Raw genomic sequence first — 14,767 nt, 5'->3', positions numbered from 1 at the left:
TTTATTATACATCAGATTCCTTCTTTGAGGAATACGTCCTTTATTTGACGCTTACCTTATTTATAATCAGGTAATAGTCATCATTTAATATATAATTAAATAATAAAAATATATTCTGAGCTTCGAGATAATACATCATAATGTTGTATAATAAGTAAAGAAAGGGTTTAAACTTTATCTTTTTTAAAGGAGATATATATGGAAAACGGTGCAAGTAGCTACCTCCGTTTCCTTGATGGTGATAAAAGTGGTTTTGTTGATGTTGTAAAAGAATACAAGGACGGACTGACCTTGTTTATCAATACAATAATAAGAGATATCCATATATCTGAAGAAGCAGCTAATGAAGTTTTTCTGAAGCTTTATGTAAAAAAGCCAAGGTATAAAAATCAGTATTCTTTTAAGACATGGCTTTATACAATAGGCAAGAACACCGCGATAAACTATATAAAAAAGTACAGAAAGACGTCTTATGCTTCTATTGATGATCTTTGCTATATTTCGGATGAAAGTGATATCGAGTCGGATTATATAAAAGGTGAACAAAACCTTCTTATTCATCATACACTCAGAGCTTTAAAGGCAGAGTATTCCCAGGTGCTTTATCTTGTGTACTTTGAGGAATTATCTAATTCAGAAATTGCAAATATTATGGGGAAAACCTCAAAGCAGATATCTGACCTCATATATTGTGCGAAAAAAGCCTTAAGAGCCGAGCTGGAAAGGAGGAATGAAAATGGACAAATATGAAAAGTGTGCAGCAGCTCTGATGGAGCTTGGAGATAATATTATCGCCGAAAAGAAGCGCAGAAGCCTTATTATAAGAAAGATATCATTTGTAGTATCAGGCTTGTGTGCCGCGGTACTGATCGCCATAGGAGTATTACATAATTCCGCCATAAGTACACCTCCTGATCCGGAAAAATATTCAGAAAGCAATATTGTTGCTACTTCACAGACCAGATCTGATGTCATTTCTTCAAATTCGGCAGTGACGACTGTGGCATATGAGAAAAAAGTATCCACAGTTATTACAGAAACTGAAAAGATATCTGTTACATCGGTGAGTACAATAAAGAGGCCTGTTGTTACTGAAATTGTTTCGCAGACTACTGAGATAATTGTCACCAATAGTCCTGTAACTTACGGAACAGAAACAATTCCGGTCACAACTACCGGCGGAAATGAGCCTTCTCCGGTAAATCCGGTTGAAGTACCTATCCCACTTGAGCATTATCGTACATTGGTAAGTAATAGTACAGGAATACAGTATACTAAAGTCTCAGGTATCCTTTCGACCGATTCTGTAAGTGAGCCTATAGAAACGCAGCTGCTTGTTGATCAAGACAAGGACGGGGAGGTCAGTTGTAATGCAGAACTGTTTGCGATAAAGGGTATTTCATCTGAGGTTATGATCGCAGTAAAATATAGTGGATCGAGTGTCCCGGCTTTGTACCGCAATCAGGATTATATGCCGAAAGATCTCGGAGAATTTGTTGCTGATCTTGGTTTGGAGAAAAACGGAGATTTTGTATCAGCAGAATATTCTGATTACAGCAGCGGATATGAACTGCGTGATTATTACGGATTCAAAAAAGAAATGATAATCAATTATCTCCTTGATAATGCTGACGCTGTATGTTACAAATACAGTGATCTGACACTTGATCAGATTAATCCAAAAATCAATATTATATATGATATGAATGAGATAGTTCCTTTAAAAGCAGGGGTTGGAATATCTTCAAAAGGGTATTTAACTACGAATATTACGGGAGGTGGTCTGGCTTTCTTTATCGGCGAGGAAACAGCTGCTGATATCATAGAGAGCATTACAAACAATTATCCGTTTAACGTTTTAAACCAATGACAACTTCGCAATTATTATGTTGTTCAGGGAGGTTATATTATGAAGAAAAGATCGTTATCGCTTCTTACGGCTATTAGTATATTAATATCATGTTCTCCGCTTTACGCAAATGCAGTTACATCAGGTAGTTTTGCCCCTGATATATTCAATGACTGTATATGTCTCGAAGATGACTGGTCGGCTATGTTCATAGGCAAATATGAAGCAGTGTATATGAAACCGAATGAGAATCATGGAGCCAGCTTCTATTTCGTTGAAAGCTATCCCGATATGATAACTTTTTCAGTATCAAAAGATTTTGATGAAGCTTTTTTTGAGCAGATCATAAACGAAATTGATTATGGACTTGTTCTTCAGTATCAGAAAAACGCTGCTGATTGCAATTGTATTGTCACACTTAAAAATGATGAAGGACAGTATGCTCCGATAGGCAGTAAAACAGCTAAAGAGCTGTACAAAAAGCTGTCCGAGTATGTTACTGCTTTCGATTATAAATATGATCGATATATGTATAATTACGGTGTATATGAGTATCTGACAGGATATGAAGAAATGGATTATAGTTTTTCGATAGAAGAAAGGCTGAATGAGTATCTTGAATCGAATGATATAAACGCTTCACTGGTGAAGTATTCAGCAGGAGACACAGTTCTTTCGGGGAAGCAAGCAGATTGTGATAAGCTATATGTTGTTCCTGAAAATGACATCACAATTATGCAGCACTATGAATTAGCGAAAAGCATTGCTGAAGAAACAGGTATAAGACCTCACGGAGTAAGTCCCACAGGACTTGGCGGAAATACAAAAGAAAAAAATATTGATTTTGAATATTATTTAGACGGCGATTCAAACTGTGACGGAATAGTTGAGCTGGCAGACGCTATTTTTATAATGCAGTTCCTTGCAAATCCTGATAAGTATCAGATATCTGTACAAGGGCGTTTTAATGGCGATACAGATAACAATGGTATAACATCAGGTGATGCGCTTGCAATACAGGAGTATCTTTTAGGTTTAAGGTGATATAAGATTTGCTTTAGTTAACTTTTTCAAGAGTAATATTATAGAAAAGCTCCACAGTATTTTGTGGAGCTTTTACCCTAATTATTTTTGAATCTTAACGGAAGCAGCTATGCTCTTTTTTGTGTGGCTTGGGTATTACCGTGTTTTCCGCGGAGGATATAATTTAATGTATTAACGCATATCAAACTTTAACAGCGATAATTTTTTTATTGTATCAAATCATAAGACCTCTTTGTTAAGGCACTTGGATCAAATTCAACTCGCTCAATTGGAATATCTAATTCAAGAGATGTCATTTCTTTGGTTTCAATATATTCTCCGTTGCAGCTTTCTGTAAATGCAATTAATATACCTGTATAAATATCAACAGAAATTGTAAAATCGTTCCCATTATCACGGACTCCTGATATCTCGGCTACAGGTCTTCCTATCTGCTCAGAAATAGCATTTATGTGCCAGTTATCAAAGTTCGAAAGCCATGAAAACGCCAGCTGGTCTGGCATAAGCTCATTGAAAGCTATGCCAAAGAAAACATTATATGTACAGTTAGATACGCTATAATCAGGAGGAGAAGTATTAATGAGGCGATAATTATCTTCGGGTATTATGACATATGGTTGTTTGCAGTAATCGTTTTCCTCATATGTATTATCAGGATAAACTACATCTATATGTTTGTCATCATATACATATATCTCCCATTTAGTTTCTGAAATGTCAGATGTTAGACTTGTGTAGCTTTCCTGTGCAGCAACATCGACCTGAAAATCTAATTGAGAACTTCCCGAACCATAAGCAGGCTGTTTTTTTATTACAGTTCCTTTAGCAGAATCATAATATAGGAAGCTGTTAAGCATCAAATGGTATATATAGCTTTTTGCTTCCAGCGAGTTGATATCATACCCGTCACTTAAGAGCAAATCTGCATAGTACTCTGTATCCACTCTATATTTATGTCTGTCCTCCCATTGGATTTTGAATAGATGCTCGTTTCGAAGAGAATCTGCATCATCTTTTGAATCTGTAAAATATGGAGTCGTATGAAGCTGAAGATCACTATATTCAATAGCAGCAGCCTTATTTTCATCCACTTCGGTTGTTTCTTCTGTCGGCACTACTTCTTCCAAATTAGTTTCTACGCTGTTCTGTTCAGTGATAATTATATCCTGATCTGAGTCATCAAAAACATCATCAGGCTTTGTCATAATATTCTTCATCAGAAAGGCTCCGCCTGTGGCTAAGCCACATACAACAATTGCAGAAGTTATAACAAGAATATTTTTCCATATAGGTCTACGGTAAACCTCAACGCCTTGTACATGGACTTCCCCATCAGAAGTTTCATTATTCATATCTTGCGCATTTATTTTTTCAGCTTCTTCTATTAGTTCGGGACGAATTCCATTAATAGCATCATCAAGCATTTTGGCATTCATAGATCAAAACCCTCTTTCTTTAAATACTTTTTTAAACGTCTTCTCATACGGAAAAGAATCGAACCTACTGTTTTTGAATTGATCTTGAATTCATTTGAGATTATTTCTATACTATCATAATACCAGTATCTTCTTATAAACATCATACGATTGATCTTTTTTTCTCTCATTAGGAAATCACTTATGGCATTGCTGAGTTCAGCCATAATACGGGTGTCTTCTGGAGTTTGCTTGTTTGATACTATATCAGACAGTTCCTCATAAGACAGAACATTGTCATGCTGTCGTTTGCTTGCCGAATTATAGCGTAACTTAGACAGAGCCAGTCTTTTTACTATTTGACATAAATAAGCAGAAAAATATGTAGGGCGATCAGGCGGAATAGAATTCCATGCTTTCATAAAAGCATCATTGACACATTCTTCCGAATCCTCTTTTTGTTTTAGTATATTTTCCGCTATCCGATAACATAGTTTTCCGTATTTTTTCTCGGTCTCGGCTATTGCCTGTTCATCTCTTTTCCAGTAGAGTTCAATAATAGAGGTATCGTCCATTTGATTCCTCCTTTCGAGGTTCCTCACTATATAAGACGCATAATAATCGAAAATATTGCACCCAAGCTAATAAATATTTATAAGTGATAATCATAATTAGCCTAAAAAGAATCAGCCTGCATTTTTACAGGCTGATTCTTATGCGACATCATCCGACTTGTCCCCGAATGAATGTATTTAAACAATAGTATATGACATATTCGTCATTGATTACAAATTAATTCTCTTCTCATTAAAGTAAGATCAAAAACATTGAGCTTGTTATCTTTGCAGAAGTCAGCAGCCTTCCAGTTGACTAACTCAGCATCAGATGCCCCTAAAAGCCACTTCTGGAACATGACTATATCAGAAATCCTAAGATCTCCATCACAGTTAACGTCGCCCGAAGCATCAATGTCATTGTAGATCATGTATGTATCAATCATCTGAGCCTTATACTGTTCAATATTAACAACATTGTTTCCTCGATACAAAGCCTGCCAATCTGTGATGTATCCTTTATCGTCACTCTTTACATATATAATGTCATTTTCTTCAACGATAAACCTAATTTTTTCCGAACCTTTATCATCGAGCCAGTATTCGGCTTTAGTTACGCCGCTACCACCGATGAAATCAGGGAATTTCTGCGATGCAATAAATTCATTATACATTTCATCAAAGGTTTCAGCATTATTGATTATCTCGTTTACTTCATCAAGTGTAAGTCTTGGAGTTTCAGAATCAAACTCACCAGAAATAACGGCTCTTTCTCGCTTGAATTCACCAAAAAGAATATTTTCCTTTTCTGTCAGTTTATTCAGTTGTTCCTGTTTCTCATCTGTCGGTTGGATTATAGTAGTTGTTGTAGTTGTAATCTGCACAGGCTCAGTTGCTTGTGTTCCAGTATACACTTCCTCAGATGGTGGAATAGTGTCAGTTGCGTTAATATTATTATAGACATTAAATGAACCAATCATTTTTGACTGATATGCCTCAAATGGGATCTCTTTATTGACCGGGCAGAGTAAGTTCCAGTCAGTGATTTTACCTGCATCATTGCACTGTACATAGATTACGTCGCCTTCTTCGTGTATAAGCAGAAGCTTCTGATAGCCATTATCATCAAACCAGTACTCGATTTTTGTTACACCACTGCCGCCAAAAAAATCAGGATATGTCTGTGCATCTGCTAATTCCTTATATATTTCGTCATAGGAATTGCAGCGATCAATAATCTCGTTAGCCTCATCAAGTGTGAGTCTTTCGGTGTCAGGAGCAAGTTTACCACTTAAAATCGCTCTTTTTCTTTGGAATTCTCCAAATAATTTGTTTTCTTTTTTCGCCAGCTCATCAAGTGCAGCTTGTTCTTCAGAAATAACAGTTGTTATAGCTGTAGTAGTTGTTGTGCTTTCAAGCGGCTGTGTTACAGCCGTTGTGGTCTGAATGTTAACATCTCCTGTTGTTGTAACTATGTAATCGTCCTTATCACCACCCGCATAAGCTTGAGATAGGTATGTAGTAGGACTCATGCTCGTTAAAAGTGAGATTGAAAGTGTACTTGCTATAATACCTGATAATGCTTTCTTTTTCATCATAGTAACCATCCTTTCATAAAAAAGTTTTATTTGCACAACGGGGATATTGTCACGAATAAACTATATCTGCCCCTGTAAAATGGAAATAGAATATGCTTTCTTCTTCCATAATAAGGTATATTTTCTGCGCTCCTTTATTATCAAACCAATATTCAAGTCGTGTTATACCGCTTCCGCCAATGTAATCTACTAATGGTTGAGCTTCGTGAAGTTTTCTGCAAATTTCTGCAAATGAACCAGAACTTTCAATGATCTCAACGGCTTCATCAAGTGTAAGTCTTGGTGCATCAGGGGAAAGTTCACCGAGGAGCACTGCACGTTCTCTTTGAAATTCTCCAAACAGTCTGTTTTCCTTTTGTGTCAGCTTCTCAAGAGCTATCTGTGTATCATCTGGTGTCACTGTAGTAGTTGTTGTTTCTGACGGAACTGTAGCTGTTGTTTGAGTTGTTGCAGTTACGACAGGGGTCGTTGCCGATGCTTCTAAATCATTGTAAATCAAATAAGAAGCTGATGCCATAGTCTTATAGCGTTCAATACTTATTTGTTTTCCGATAGGATACAGTAATCTGCTGTCATCATTGACAGGTTGCGTTTCTGTTACAGTTGACGTAACTGGTACACCTGTTGTCTGTATCTGAGCAGTTGTTTTAATTCCCGTTACTGGCTGTGTCTGGATCATAGTTGCAGTGGTTGAGGGAGGTTTTATGGCATTTGTTTCTGAAACATGAGTTGTAACAATTTTAACAGTATTAGTTGTCGATACTCTGTCTGTTTCAGTCCTGCTTGAAGTAACTAATGCAGTTGTTTGGATAGAAGTATTGTTTGTAAATGTTGAAGTTGTTATTACAGTACTTTCTGGTATAATAATATCATTCGGGAACTCCGGTTTATGTGGTATTGATTTCCATGCAAAAAATCCAACAATTACAACAGCAAATACACTTGCACAACTGAATGATACTCTTCTTATAAGCATATTTCTATGCTTTTTCTTTTCTAAGATTTTGTCTCCGTGCTGCATAATATATTCAGCCCATTTTTCAAATCTGTCCATTATTCCCCCTCCTTCCCATTTCTACCTTCAAAGCTTCTTTAGCGCAATATAACAGTTGTGTTATCTGCCGCTGCGATTTGTTCATGACTTTAGCAACTTCGGTATGTGAAAGATTCTCAAAATAAATGAGAAACAATACCTGTGCGTAGTCTTTATTTAAAGCTTTGATACACTGGTGGATAAGAAGGTTTTCCTCATCTTGTATGTACTCAGATTCAAGATCAATATTATCTGAAAAATACGAGAAATCCTCTAAAGGAGTGTATTTATGCCGTTTAAGCTTTTTCAGATAATTAAGAGCAACATTTCTGCCAATGGTATATAACCATGTCTTAAATGAATACTCACTCTTAAACTGCGGTTTTTTGATATACAACTTCATTAGAGTATCATTTGCTGCTTCTTCGGCAATGTGGATATCTCTTATTATTGAATTCAGAAATAATATCAATCCGTCACCATACTCTTTTACAAGTTCAACAAAACTATCATTATCACCATTCAGAAAACGGAGGTAGCTACTTACACCGTTATCCATATATTTCTCCTTTTTCCAGGAAGTAGTCTGATTACTTCTTTCACTTATTATACAACCCTAAATCATTAAATGTCTAAGCAGATTTATATATTTTTTTATTTTAATATTCTGAACTAAATGTTATAACTTTATTTTAATTCAGAATGATTATACTGTCAAGAGTATATAGATATAAAAAGGCATCCTGTACAACTATTACAGGATGCTTTTGTTTAATACATAGAATTATTTTTGTTTTTCCCTGTCTACTTTACAGGAGACACCTCAGTTTGGCGTCCCCTGTTTTCATATTGTCCGCCCTTCTTCCTGTACGGAAGCTTTTTTCTCATTCTTCTCATAGAACTTCTTATACGCTTTTGCAAGAGTTTTCATATGATAAGTTGTAACGAAAGCTCAAACAATTTAGTTTTTTCAATAGGAGAAAACTTTGATATTTCAGTTGAAGTCGGCGATGTAAACTGCGACGGAAAAATTGATGCAGTTGATGCTTCATATATTCTATCGGACTACGCTCTTGCTTCAACAGATAAGAAAACTATTTTGAACAAGCAATTGGCTGATTATAATAATGACGGAAAAGTAGACGCCATTGACGCATCCGCTGTTCTTTCTGAGTATGCGAGACTTTCTACATCTTAATTTGACATATTTCGATAAAGTATGTTTTATGATATAAAGAGGCAATGCTGTGCATAATTTATACCCGATAAGTAAAACGTAACCGCCAACCATTTACAGCATACAAAAAATTAGGACTGCATTTTTGCAGTCCTCTTTTTTTCAATATGTAGCTGAGTTTGGTTGGCGGTTACGCAGTAATGAGTATCATATCTCATTCGTTCCTCCTGTAGTTCTTTCTCTTATGTTTCCTATGTGAACTGCGTTGTTCATATTGCATTTCTCCTTTATTATAATTTTGAAGGGAGCGTTGGTTTGCTGCTCCCTTGATACGAAAATGGGTACGGTGAATTGCCGTACACTTAATGATTGTTAAGGGTATAGTACTTCACGATACCCTTGCTGCAAAGGGTGTACGAAGTCCACTGCTGACCATTTCAGTCCGATGACCTCGCTGCGGCGCAGTCCGTAGTATGCGGCTATTATGATTACGATGTGCAGCGGATGATTCTTTGTGCAGTCGATAACCTGTGGCTGCAATCACTTTTTGTTTTCCGCATCTTGCATTCCCATATATGCCATGTTATAATTAAGAAAAAAAGGAGGGCTGTGTGTGAAAAGATTATTTGCAGGCATCATTGCTGCTATAGCAATACTACCATTACAGACAATACCGATTCCTGTATCTTAAGAGGCAGGAACGCTTATCACAAAACGGTTTGACTTTGGTAACCTTGGCACGGTCAACGGATATACCGGTGTCTCAGCTGCGGACGGCTATGATTCAGCAAAAGGATACGGTTTCGCAAACACCGATGCAGTTGAAGATGTTCCTGCAAGCGGCATAGGTGCTTTGTCTGATGCGGTTCGCTTCAAATCTGATGTACCGAATCATATCTTCAATGTTGATCTGCCTAAAGGAGTTTATAAAATTACAGTTACAACCGGCGATGTGCAGTCCACAACGATCACAGCAGAACGGTGGTCGCAGCTTTTCTTTCTTACAGGCAGCAATGCGACTGATTCCTTTACAATTCCGGTGACGGACGGTCAGCTCAATATCTATGCCGGTTCCGGCGTAGGTACGGAGTTTTCGCTCTGCACGCTGGAAATTGAGCAGACTTCAACAGATACGGAAACAAAACCGACAATCTGGGTAGGCGGCGATTCGACTGTCGCAAGCTATTATAATGTATCTGATGATGCCATGCGAGGCTGGGGTCAGTATCTCTGCAATTATGTTGACGCGGAAAAGTATGATGTCAGAAACATCTCTGCAAGCGGTATCACATCATATGATCTGCGGCGGTCTTTTTTCGGTACGGCTGAATATTACGGCAAAACCGGAGATATTCTGCTGTTGTCTGTCGGAATCAATGATTACACGAAAGAGTATAAACAGCATCCGGACGCGATTGATCCGACCGAATATATCACGTATATGACAGATATGGTACAGCGGGCCAAAGCAAAGGGCATGACCGTCTATCTCGTGAAACAGCAGGGAGAACTGGACGATTGCGGCATTTATCCGCTTCCGGATAAAAAGTGGTTCCATGATGCGATTGATCAGATTGCAGCCTCAGAGAATGTCGGTATTCTTGATTTGTTTCATCCATGGCTTGAATTCTGTCTTGAAAAAACAAAAATCACTGCAAAGGAATACTACTATAACAATCTTCACCCGAATGCAAAGGGCGCGGAGATACTGGCACAGATCGTCTCTGAACAGCTTTTCCCGTCAGCAGAGCCGGTCAGTCTCGTCGATGATCCTAATCCGGACTTTGAAACGTCTTCGACAATCCATTACCGGACGGAAGTATCCGACAAACCTGTTTCCAATCCGCATAAGGGATTTGTCATGACGCTGTATAATCCGGATATGTTGTATGAAGAAAAGCATCCTTACGGTATCGGCGGTTCGATGGAAAACCATGCATGGGATGTTGTGACGATATGCAGCGGCGTTATGTTCTGGAAGGACATCAATCCCCAAGAGGGCGTATATGACTGGGATGCAATTGACAAAGCTTTGAAAGCCTGCGAACAAGCTGGAATGACATACGGAATACGCATCATTCCGTATACGACCTCTACCGGTTCAGATGATAATTATGGCATAGAACACGATTTTGTTCCACAGTGGGTGTATGACAAGGGCGCTAATGTAAAAAAAGCTGCCGCAGTTTTGCGGCAGCTTTTTGTGTGCAACGGGAAGTTCCCTGATATTCCTGCCTATGCGGTCCGTTCCCTTTGTACTGCATAGGATCGTTATATGAATCTGTACGAACTTCAAATACATCCCATTCTTCATCAGTTCCTTCGCATTGAACTTTTTCAATGAAATTACAGTCATTGAATTGGCAAACACAGCAAATATGATAAACTGTTTTTTTCTATAAAGTGACATTTGTCACTGTTATTGTGACACTTGACATCTATACAATTCAATTGAAATATATTACAATGATACAAAAGTTATTATAATTTCAGAAGCAAATAGGTGAATTATGATTATTACATAACAAGGAGTGGTATTATTATGGAAAAATTGTCAAAGTATTTCATTGAAAAAAGTAAAAACGGCGAGGAACAGATCCTTTTAAAGAACGCAAAAGGCATAAAGATCGCTTCGGGTGTTTTTTCAGCAGCAAACCCGATTTCCCGTAGACGTCTGAAAAACATTGCCGCAGTCGCTGCAGATGCAGAAATCGAAGTACAAGTAAAAAAAGGCTATGAGAAAAAAACAGGCACTAAATTCGAGATTTTTCAGGAAAAGGACGAAAAGATCAATTTCAGACTGAGAGAAAGCAACGGAAATATTATTCTTTCGGGCAACTCCTATGAAAGCCTGGCTGATTGTATCAATGCAGTCAAAGAAGCTAAGGATTCTATCAGGGAAATGTCCTATTCCAACGAACTTACAGCCCTGCATCAAAAACCTGTCTTCGTAAAGAAAAAAGCTTCTCCCAGATTTGCGACTCTTGCTGAGGAGCGCACACAGGCTGAATTACGAAGCAGGGGTATGGGATTTTCCGTAATGCTCAACGAAAAGGAGCGTCCTTTTTTCATTACAGGACGTATTTCCGATGAAAAGATAAACTCGCCTTCCAAGGCAATAAAGGCTTTGAATTACATACACCATACCATGGGCTTTGAAAACGCTGAGCAGGAGTTTGACGAAGACGACACTGAAGTAAGAGAAATGCCCGACGGCATGACTTTCTACAGGATGAAACAGTATCATAAGGGAATACCTGTTGATGGACATACTCTTATCATATCTGCCGATACTGATGGCAACCCACAGACTCTCAGCGGTCAGTACGCTCAAATAACGTGCGATGATGACGTTAAGATAACCGAAGATCAGGCTAAAGCCATTGCCGGGAAAAAATACGGTAATATAATATCATCAAATGGTCTGACTTACTATGTTGACGATAATGAAAAGGCTTATCTGTGCTGGTGTATAATTACCGAAGGTAATAAGTTGTTTATCAGCACTACAGATGGAAACATCGTAAAGGCAGAAAAAACGCATATAACTATTGACATTAATACCAACAGACGTATTACGACATCTCTCGGAGAAGATGGTGCGATCAGCATATTAAATACAGACGGCGATGCACCGCTGAAACTTTCTGACGGTGAAAGAAATATCGAAGTATGCACCGATGTGTATATTGGCAAGAAAAATTGGAGAGACATTTATGAACCCCAACCTTTCAAAGCTGATTCAAACACCGAAGAAGCTCTCAGCAATCTTGCGCGTCAGCATCCTGTTACTGCTTATTACAATATGAAACGAGTATATGATTATTACCTCAACGTTCTTGGCCGTAAAGGCGCGGACGACCGCGGCAAAAAGATATGTCTCGTAATGAATTATCATGAATATTGGAATGAAGTTAATGCGTGTTTTCGTTCCGATATCAGTGAGCATACGCAGCTCTGCTTTGGTCCCAATGGAGACATAGAAAGATGTGTTGACGTTGTCGGGCACGAATTTACACACGCAGTTGTAGACGCTACCTGTAAACTGAAATATGAAAATCAATCAGGAGCTATCAACGAAGCTTATGCGGATATTCTGGGTGAATTCGCCCAGGACGGCACTCTGGATTCGCACGGTGAAAACAAATCAAGCGGAGGAAAGCGATACTTTAATAACGGAACAACAATGAGCGATTATCACTACTTAGGTGAAAATGAGACGTTAGAAGATCACGATCAAGGTTACGTTCATGAAAACTCAGCTATAATCAGCCATGCTGCCTTCCTTATATGGGATAAATGGCCGGGCAAAAGTGACAAAAACAACGACGGCTACAATGATAACAAACGCTGTGAATTATCTGCTCTGTTTTACAGGTCACTGCAGTTTATGTCCGAACTAAGTGACTTCAGAAGCTGCGGCTATGCTCTTATTAATGCTGCTTTCAGTGTATGTTCTGCCGAAAATATAAATGAGAAGCTCGGAGCCATCGCAGACGCTTTTCTTGATACAGGTATAATATTCCAGTCAAAAGCAGGTTTAGACGTTATTCTAAAGAAAGCTATTTATGCAACAGGAAAGGTTACTGATTCATGGGGAAATCCGCTCCCGGGCGTTGCCGTATCTGCACGTTACGGTGAGAATTATGGTAACTTGTATTGCAGTACGGTAACTAATTCCAAAGGAGAATATAAGCTGATACTGAAAAAGAGAACTAAATTCAAGATCAATTTTATAAGACTTGACGGATATTACGGTACATTTGAAACAGGTTCTATATCAAACAGAAATCACGGTGAGTGGAATACTACTCTTGATTATTATAGTCCTGTTTTGACAAAATCTACATTTATTATACATGGTCGTGTTAAACATCCGGAGACTGGCAATCCTATTGTGGGAGCTACCATTAAAATAGTGAAGGGAACTAATATTGAAAGTGAGGTAATGACTAAGAAGCCGGCTGTGGTGTTGAAAACAGATGCAAACGGTTACTTCTTTACAGCTGCTCTCCCTAAGGGAGATTATGATGTCTGGGCTTACAGTGAGATAAAGGATTCTCCGAACTGTCTTTCAAAGATTGTTCATATCAATAATGACTATGATCATTGGCTGAATATGATGTTAGAGAGAAAAGCTCGTTTCTATGTGACAGGTCTACACATTCGAGCCCGTAGTTCATTATTCACTGCAATACAAACAAAAAGAGGTTACACTCGGATAAATACTGACATGAACTGCGGAAATTCAGGAGACTGGATATTTATGAGCTACTGCGTAGATAATTACAATAATCCTATCACTAATCTTCTGATATACGAAAGCAATAAACAGGAAACATGGAAAACCAAGGAACTGACTCATAATGGCATAACAGCAACATATAAGCGTTTGAATGTTAATCTTAACCGGAATTCAAACGGAAAATATATTTATCTCTGTGCCACACGAGATAAACAGTTCAGTCCGCTTACAAGGCTCGACGTACTTGTAAAGGAATTGGGTCATATACGTGCTCCTTATTGGTCAGGAGTACGTGTTGTAAAAAATGGTGTCACTTCCGTTGATGATTATGCAAATACAAATGAAAGCTCAAAGCAAAACGGTTACCATGTTCACATCATGCAAGCCCGCAAAGAAACTATGTAGCCTTCATTCATGTCTTTATCTTCCTGAGAAAGCGTTTCTTGTTTTTCGGTATTATCAATGACCTTTACAGCCCTACAGTTGATATTGATTACCTTAGACATAGAATCTCCTCCCTTGTGCAGTGCTTTTTATACTATATCATCTTCTATCAGATCAATAGTTTTCTAAGCAATTCGAAGCTCTCTGCTGTGAAGGAGTTCATAGACTCGGTTCTTGCCGAGCGTAGACCACCTCGCCGCCTTTGTGGGTGAAAGTATCTCGCAGTTTTCTCGCAAATTTCCGAATACGGGGCGGAAATGCTCGAAAATCATGGATAAAATGGTGGATTTTTAAGACGGTTAGTGACCAAATGGGACGTTTTCTATTTGTTCGAAATCATGATGCCCCTTGAGGGACGTGGGGGTGAATCCCACACGCTGCGTCAAACCAAATGCGGCGTATTCCGCG

Annotated in this window: 12 protein-coding genes; 6 read left to right on the top strand and 6 right to left on the bottom strand. The window is 38.3% G+C overall.

The window, feature by feature from the left end; translation table 11 throughout:
- Positions 1-198 precede the first annotated feature (198 nt).
- From Q0Y65_RS11505 to Q0Y65_RS11495, 3 genes are read left to right on the top strand one after another with little or no spacing between them, the layout of a single operon-like run.
- Positions 199-750 carry an RNA polymerase sigma factor gene (locus Q0Y65_RS11505; protein ID WP_297959898.1) on the top strand — a complete coding sequence of 184 codons (552 nt, stop codon included), beginning with the start codon at positions 199-201 and terminating at the stop codon, positions 748-750.
- Positions 737-1,870, top strand: a complete 1,134-nt coding sequence (locus tag Q0Y65_RS11500) for a hypothetical protein (RefSeq protein WP_297959896.1) — start codon at positions 737-739, stop codon at positions 1,868-1,870. Before Q0Y65_RS11505 ends, Q0Y65_RS11500 begins: the two co-directional genes overlap by 14 nt.
- Positions 1,871-1,909: 39 nt before the next feature.
- The gene (locus tag Q0Y65_RS11495; RefSeq protein WP_297959894.1) at positions 1,910-2,893 is read left to right on the top strand and encodes a dockerin type I repeat-containing protein; all 984 of its coding nucleotides are present in this window, start codon (positions 1,910-1,912) and stop codon (positions 2,891-2,893) included.
- Positions 2,894-3,099: 206 nt separating this feature from the next.
- Here Q0Y65_RS11495 and Q0Y65_RS11490 read toward each other — a convergent pair whose 3' ends face one another.
- The 5 genes from Q0Y65_RS11490 to Q0Y65_RS11470 form a co-directional block, all read right to left on the bottom strand.
- A complete protein-coding gene (locus Q0Y65_RS11490; RefSeq protein WP_297959892.1) occupies positions 3,100-4,329 on the bottom strand; it encodes a hypothetical protein in 1,230 nt (409 codons plus the stop codon).
- Complete coding sequence (locus Q0Y65_RS11485; RefSeq protein WP_297959890.1) at positions 4,326-4,883, bottom strand: RNA polymerase sigma factor; 558 nt, start codon at positions 4,881-4,883, stop codon at positions 4,326-4,328. Before Q0Y65_RS11485 ends, Q0Y65_RS11490 begins: the two co-directional genes overlap by 4 nt.
- 203 nt (positions 4,884-5,086) lie before the next feature.
- Positions 5,087-6,460 carry a dockerin type I repeat-containing protein gene (locus tag Q0Y65_RS11480; RefSeq protein WP_297959888.1) on the bottom strand — a complete coding sequence of 458 codons (1,374 nt, stop codon included), beginning with the start codon at positions 6,458-6,460 and terminating at the stop codon, positions 5,087-5,089.
- Positions 6,461-6,509: 49 nt separating this feature from the next.
- Complete coding sequence (locus Q0Y65_RS11475; RefSeq protein WP_297959887.1) at positions 6,510-7,514, bottom strand: hypothetical protein; 1,005 nt, start codon at positions 7,512-7,514, stop codon at positions 6,510-6,512.
- Positions 7,501-8,052, bottom strand: a complete 552-nt coding sequence (locus Q0Y65_RS11470; protein ID WP_297959885.1) for an RNA polymerase sigma factor — start codon at positions 8,050-8,052, stop codon at positions 7,501-7,503. The genes Q0Y65_RS11475 and Q0Y65_RS11470 overlap by 14 nt, the downstream gene beginning before the upstream one ends.
- Positions 8,053-8,424: 372 nt before the next feature.
- Between Q0Y65_RS11470 and Q0Y65_RS11465 the strand changes: the two genes are divergently transcribed.
- Positions 8,425-8,691: a dockerin type I domain-containing protein gene (locus tag Q0Y65_RS11465; RefSeq protein WP_297959883.1), complete on the top strand. Its 267-nt coding sequence runs from the start codon at positions 8,425-8,427 to the stop codon at positions 8,689-8,691.
- 351 nt (positions 8,692-9,042) lie between these two features.
- Here Q0Y65_RS11465 and Q0Y65_RS11460 read toward each other — a convergent pair whose 3' ends face one another.
- The gene (locus tag Q0Y65_RS11460; RefSeq protein ID WP_297959881.1) at positions 9,043-9,210 is read right to left on the bottom strand and encodes a hypothetical protein; all 168 of its coding nucleotides are present in this window, start codon (positions 9,208-9,210) and stop codon (positions 9,043-9,045) included.
- Between the two features lie 166 nt (positions 9,211-9,376).
- On the opposite strand from Q0Y65_RS11460, the gene Q0Y65_RS11455 reads away from it, so the two are divergent.
- Together Q0Y65_RS11455 and Q0Y65_RS11450 are read left to right on the top strand one after the other, a co-directional pair.
- Positions 9,377-10,936, top strand: a complete 1,560-nt coding sequence (locus tag Q0Y65_RS11455; protein WP_363293552.1) for a GDSL-type esterase/lipase family protein — start codon at positions 9,377-9,379, stop codon at positions 10,934-10,936.
- Positions 10,937-11,212: 276 nt separating this feature from the next.
- Positions 11,213-14,320: a M4 family metallopeptidase gene (locus tag Q0Y65_RS11450; RefSeq protein ID WP_297959878.1), complete on the top strand. Its 3,108-nt coding sequence runs from the start codon at positions 11,213-11,215 to the stop codon at positions 14,318-14,320.
- The last annotated feature ends 447 nt before the right edge of the window (positions 14,321-14,767 follow it).

It is taken from the genome of uncultured Ruminococcus sp., from assembly GCF_947301925.1.
GTDB lineage: Bacteria > Bacillota > Clostridia > Oscillospirales > Ruminococcaceae > Ruminococcus.
Note: the sequence above shows the minus strand (reverse complement) of the source record. Positions and strands in the feature narration are given on the sequence as shown.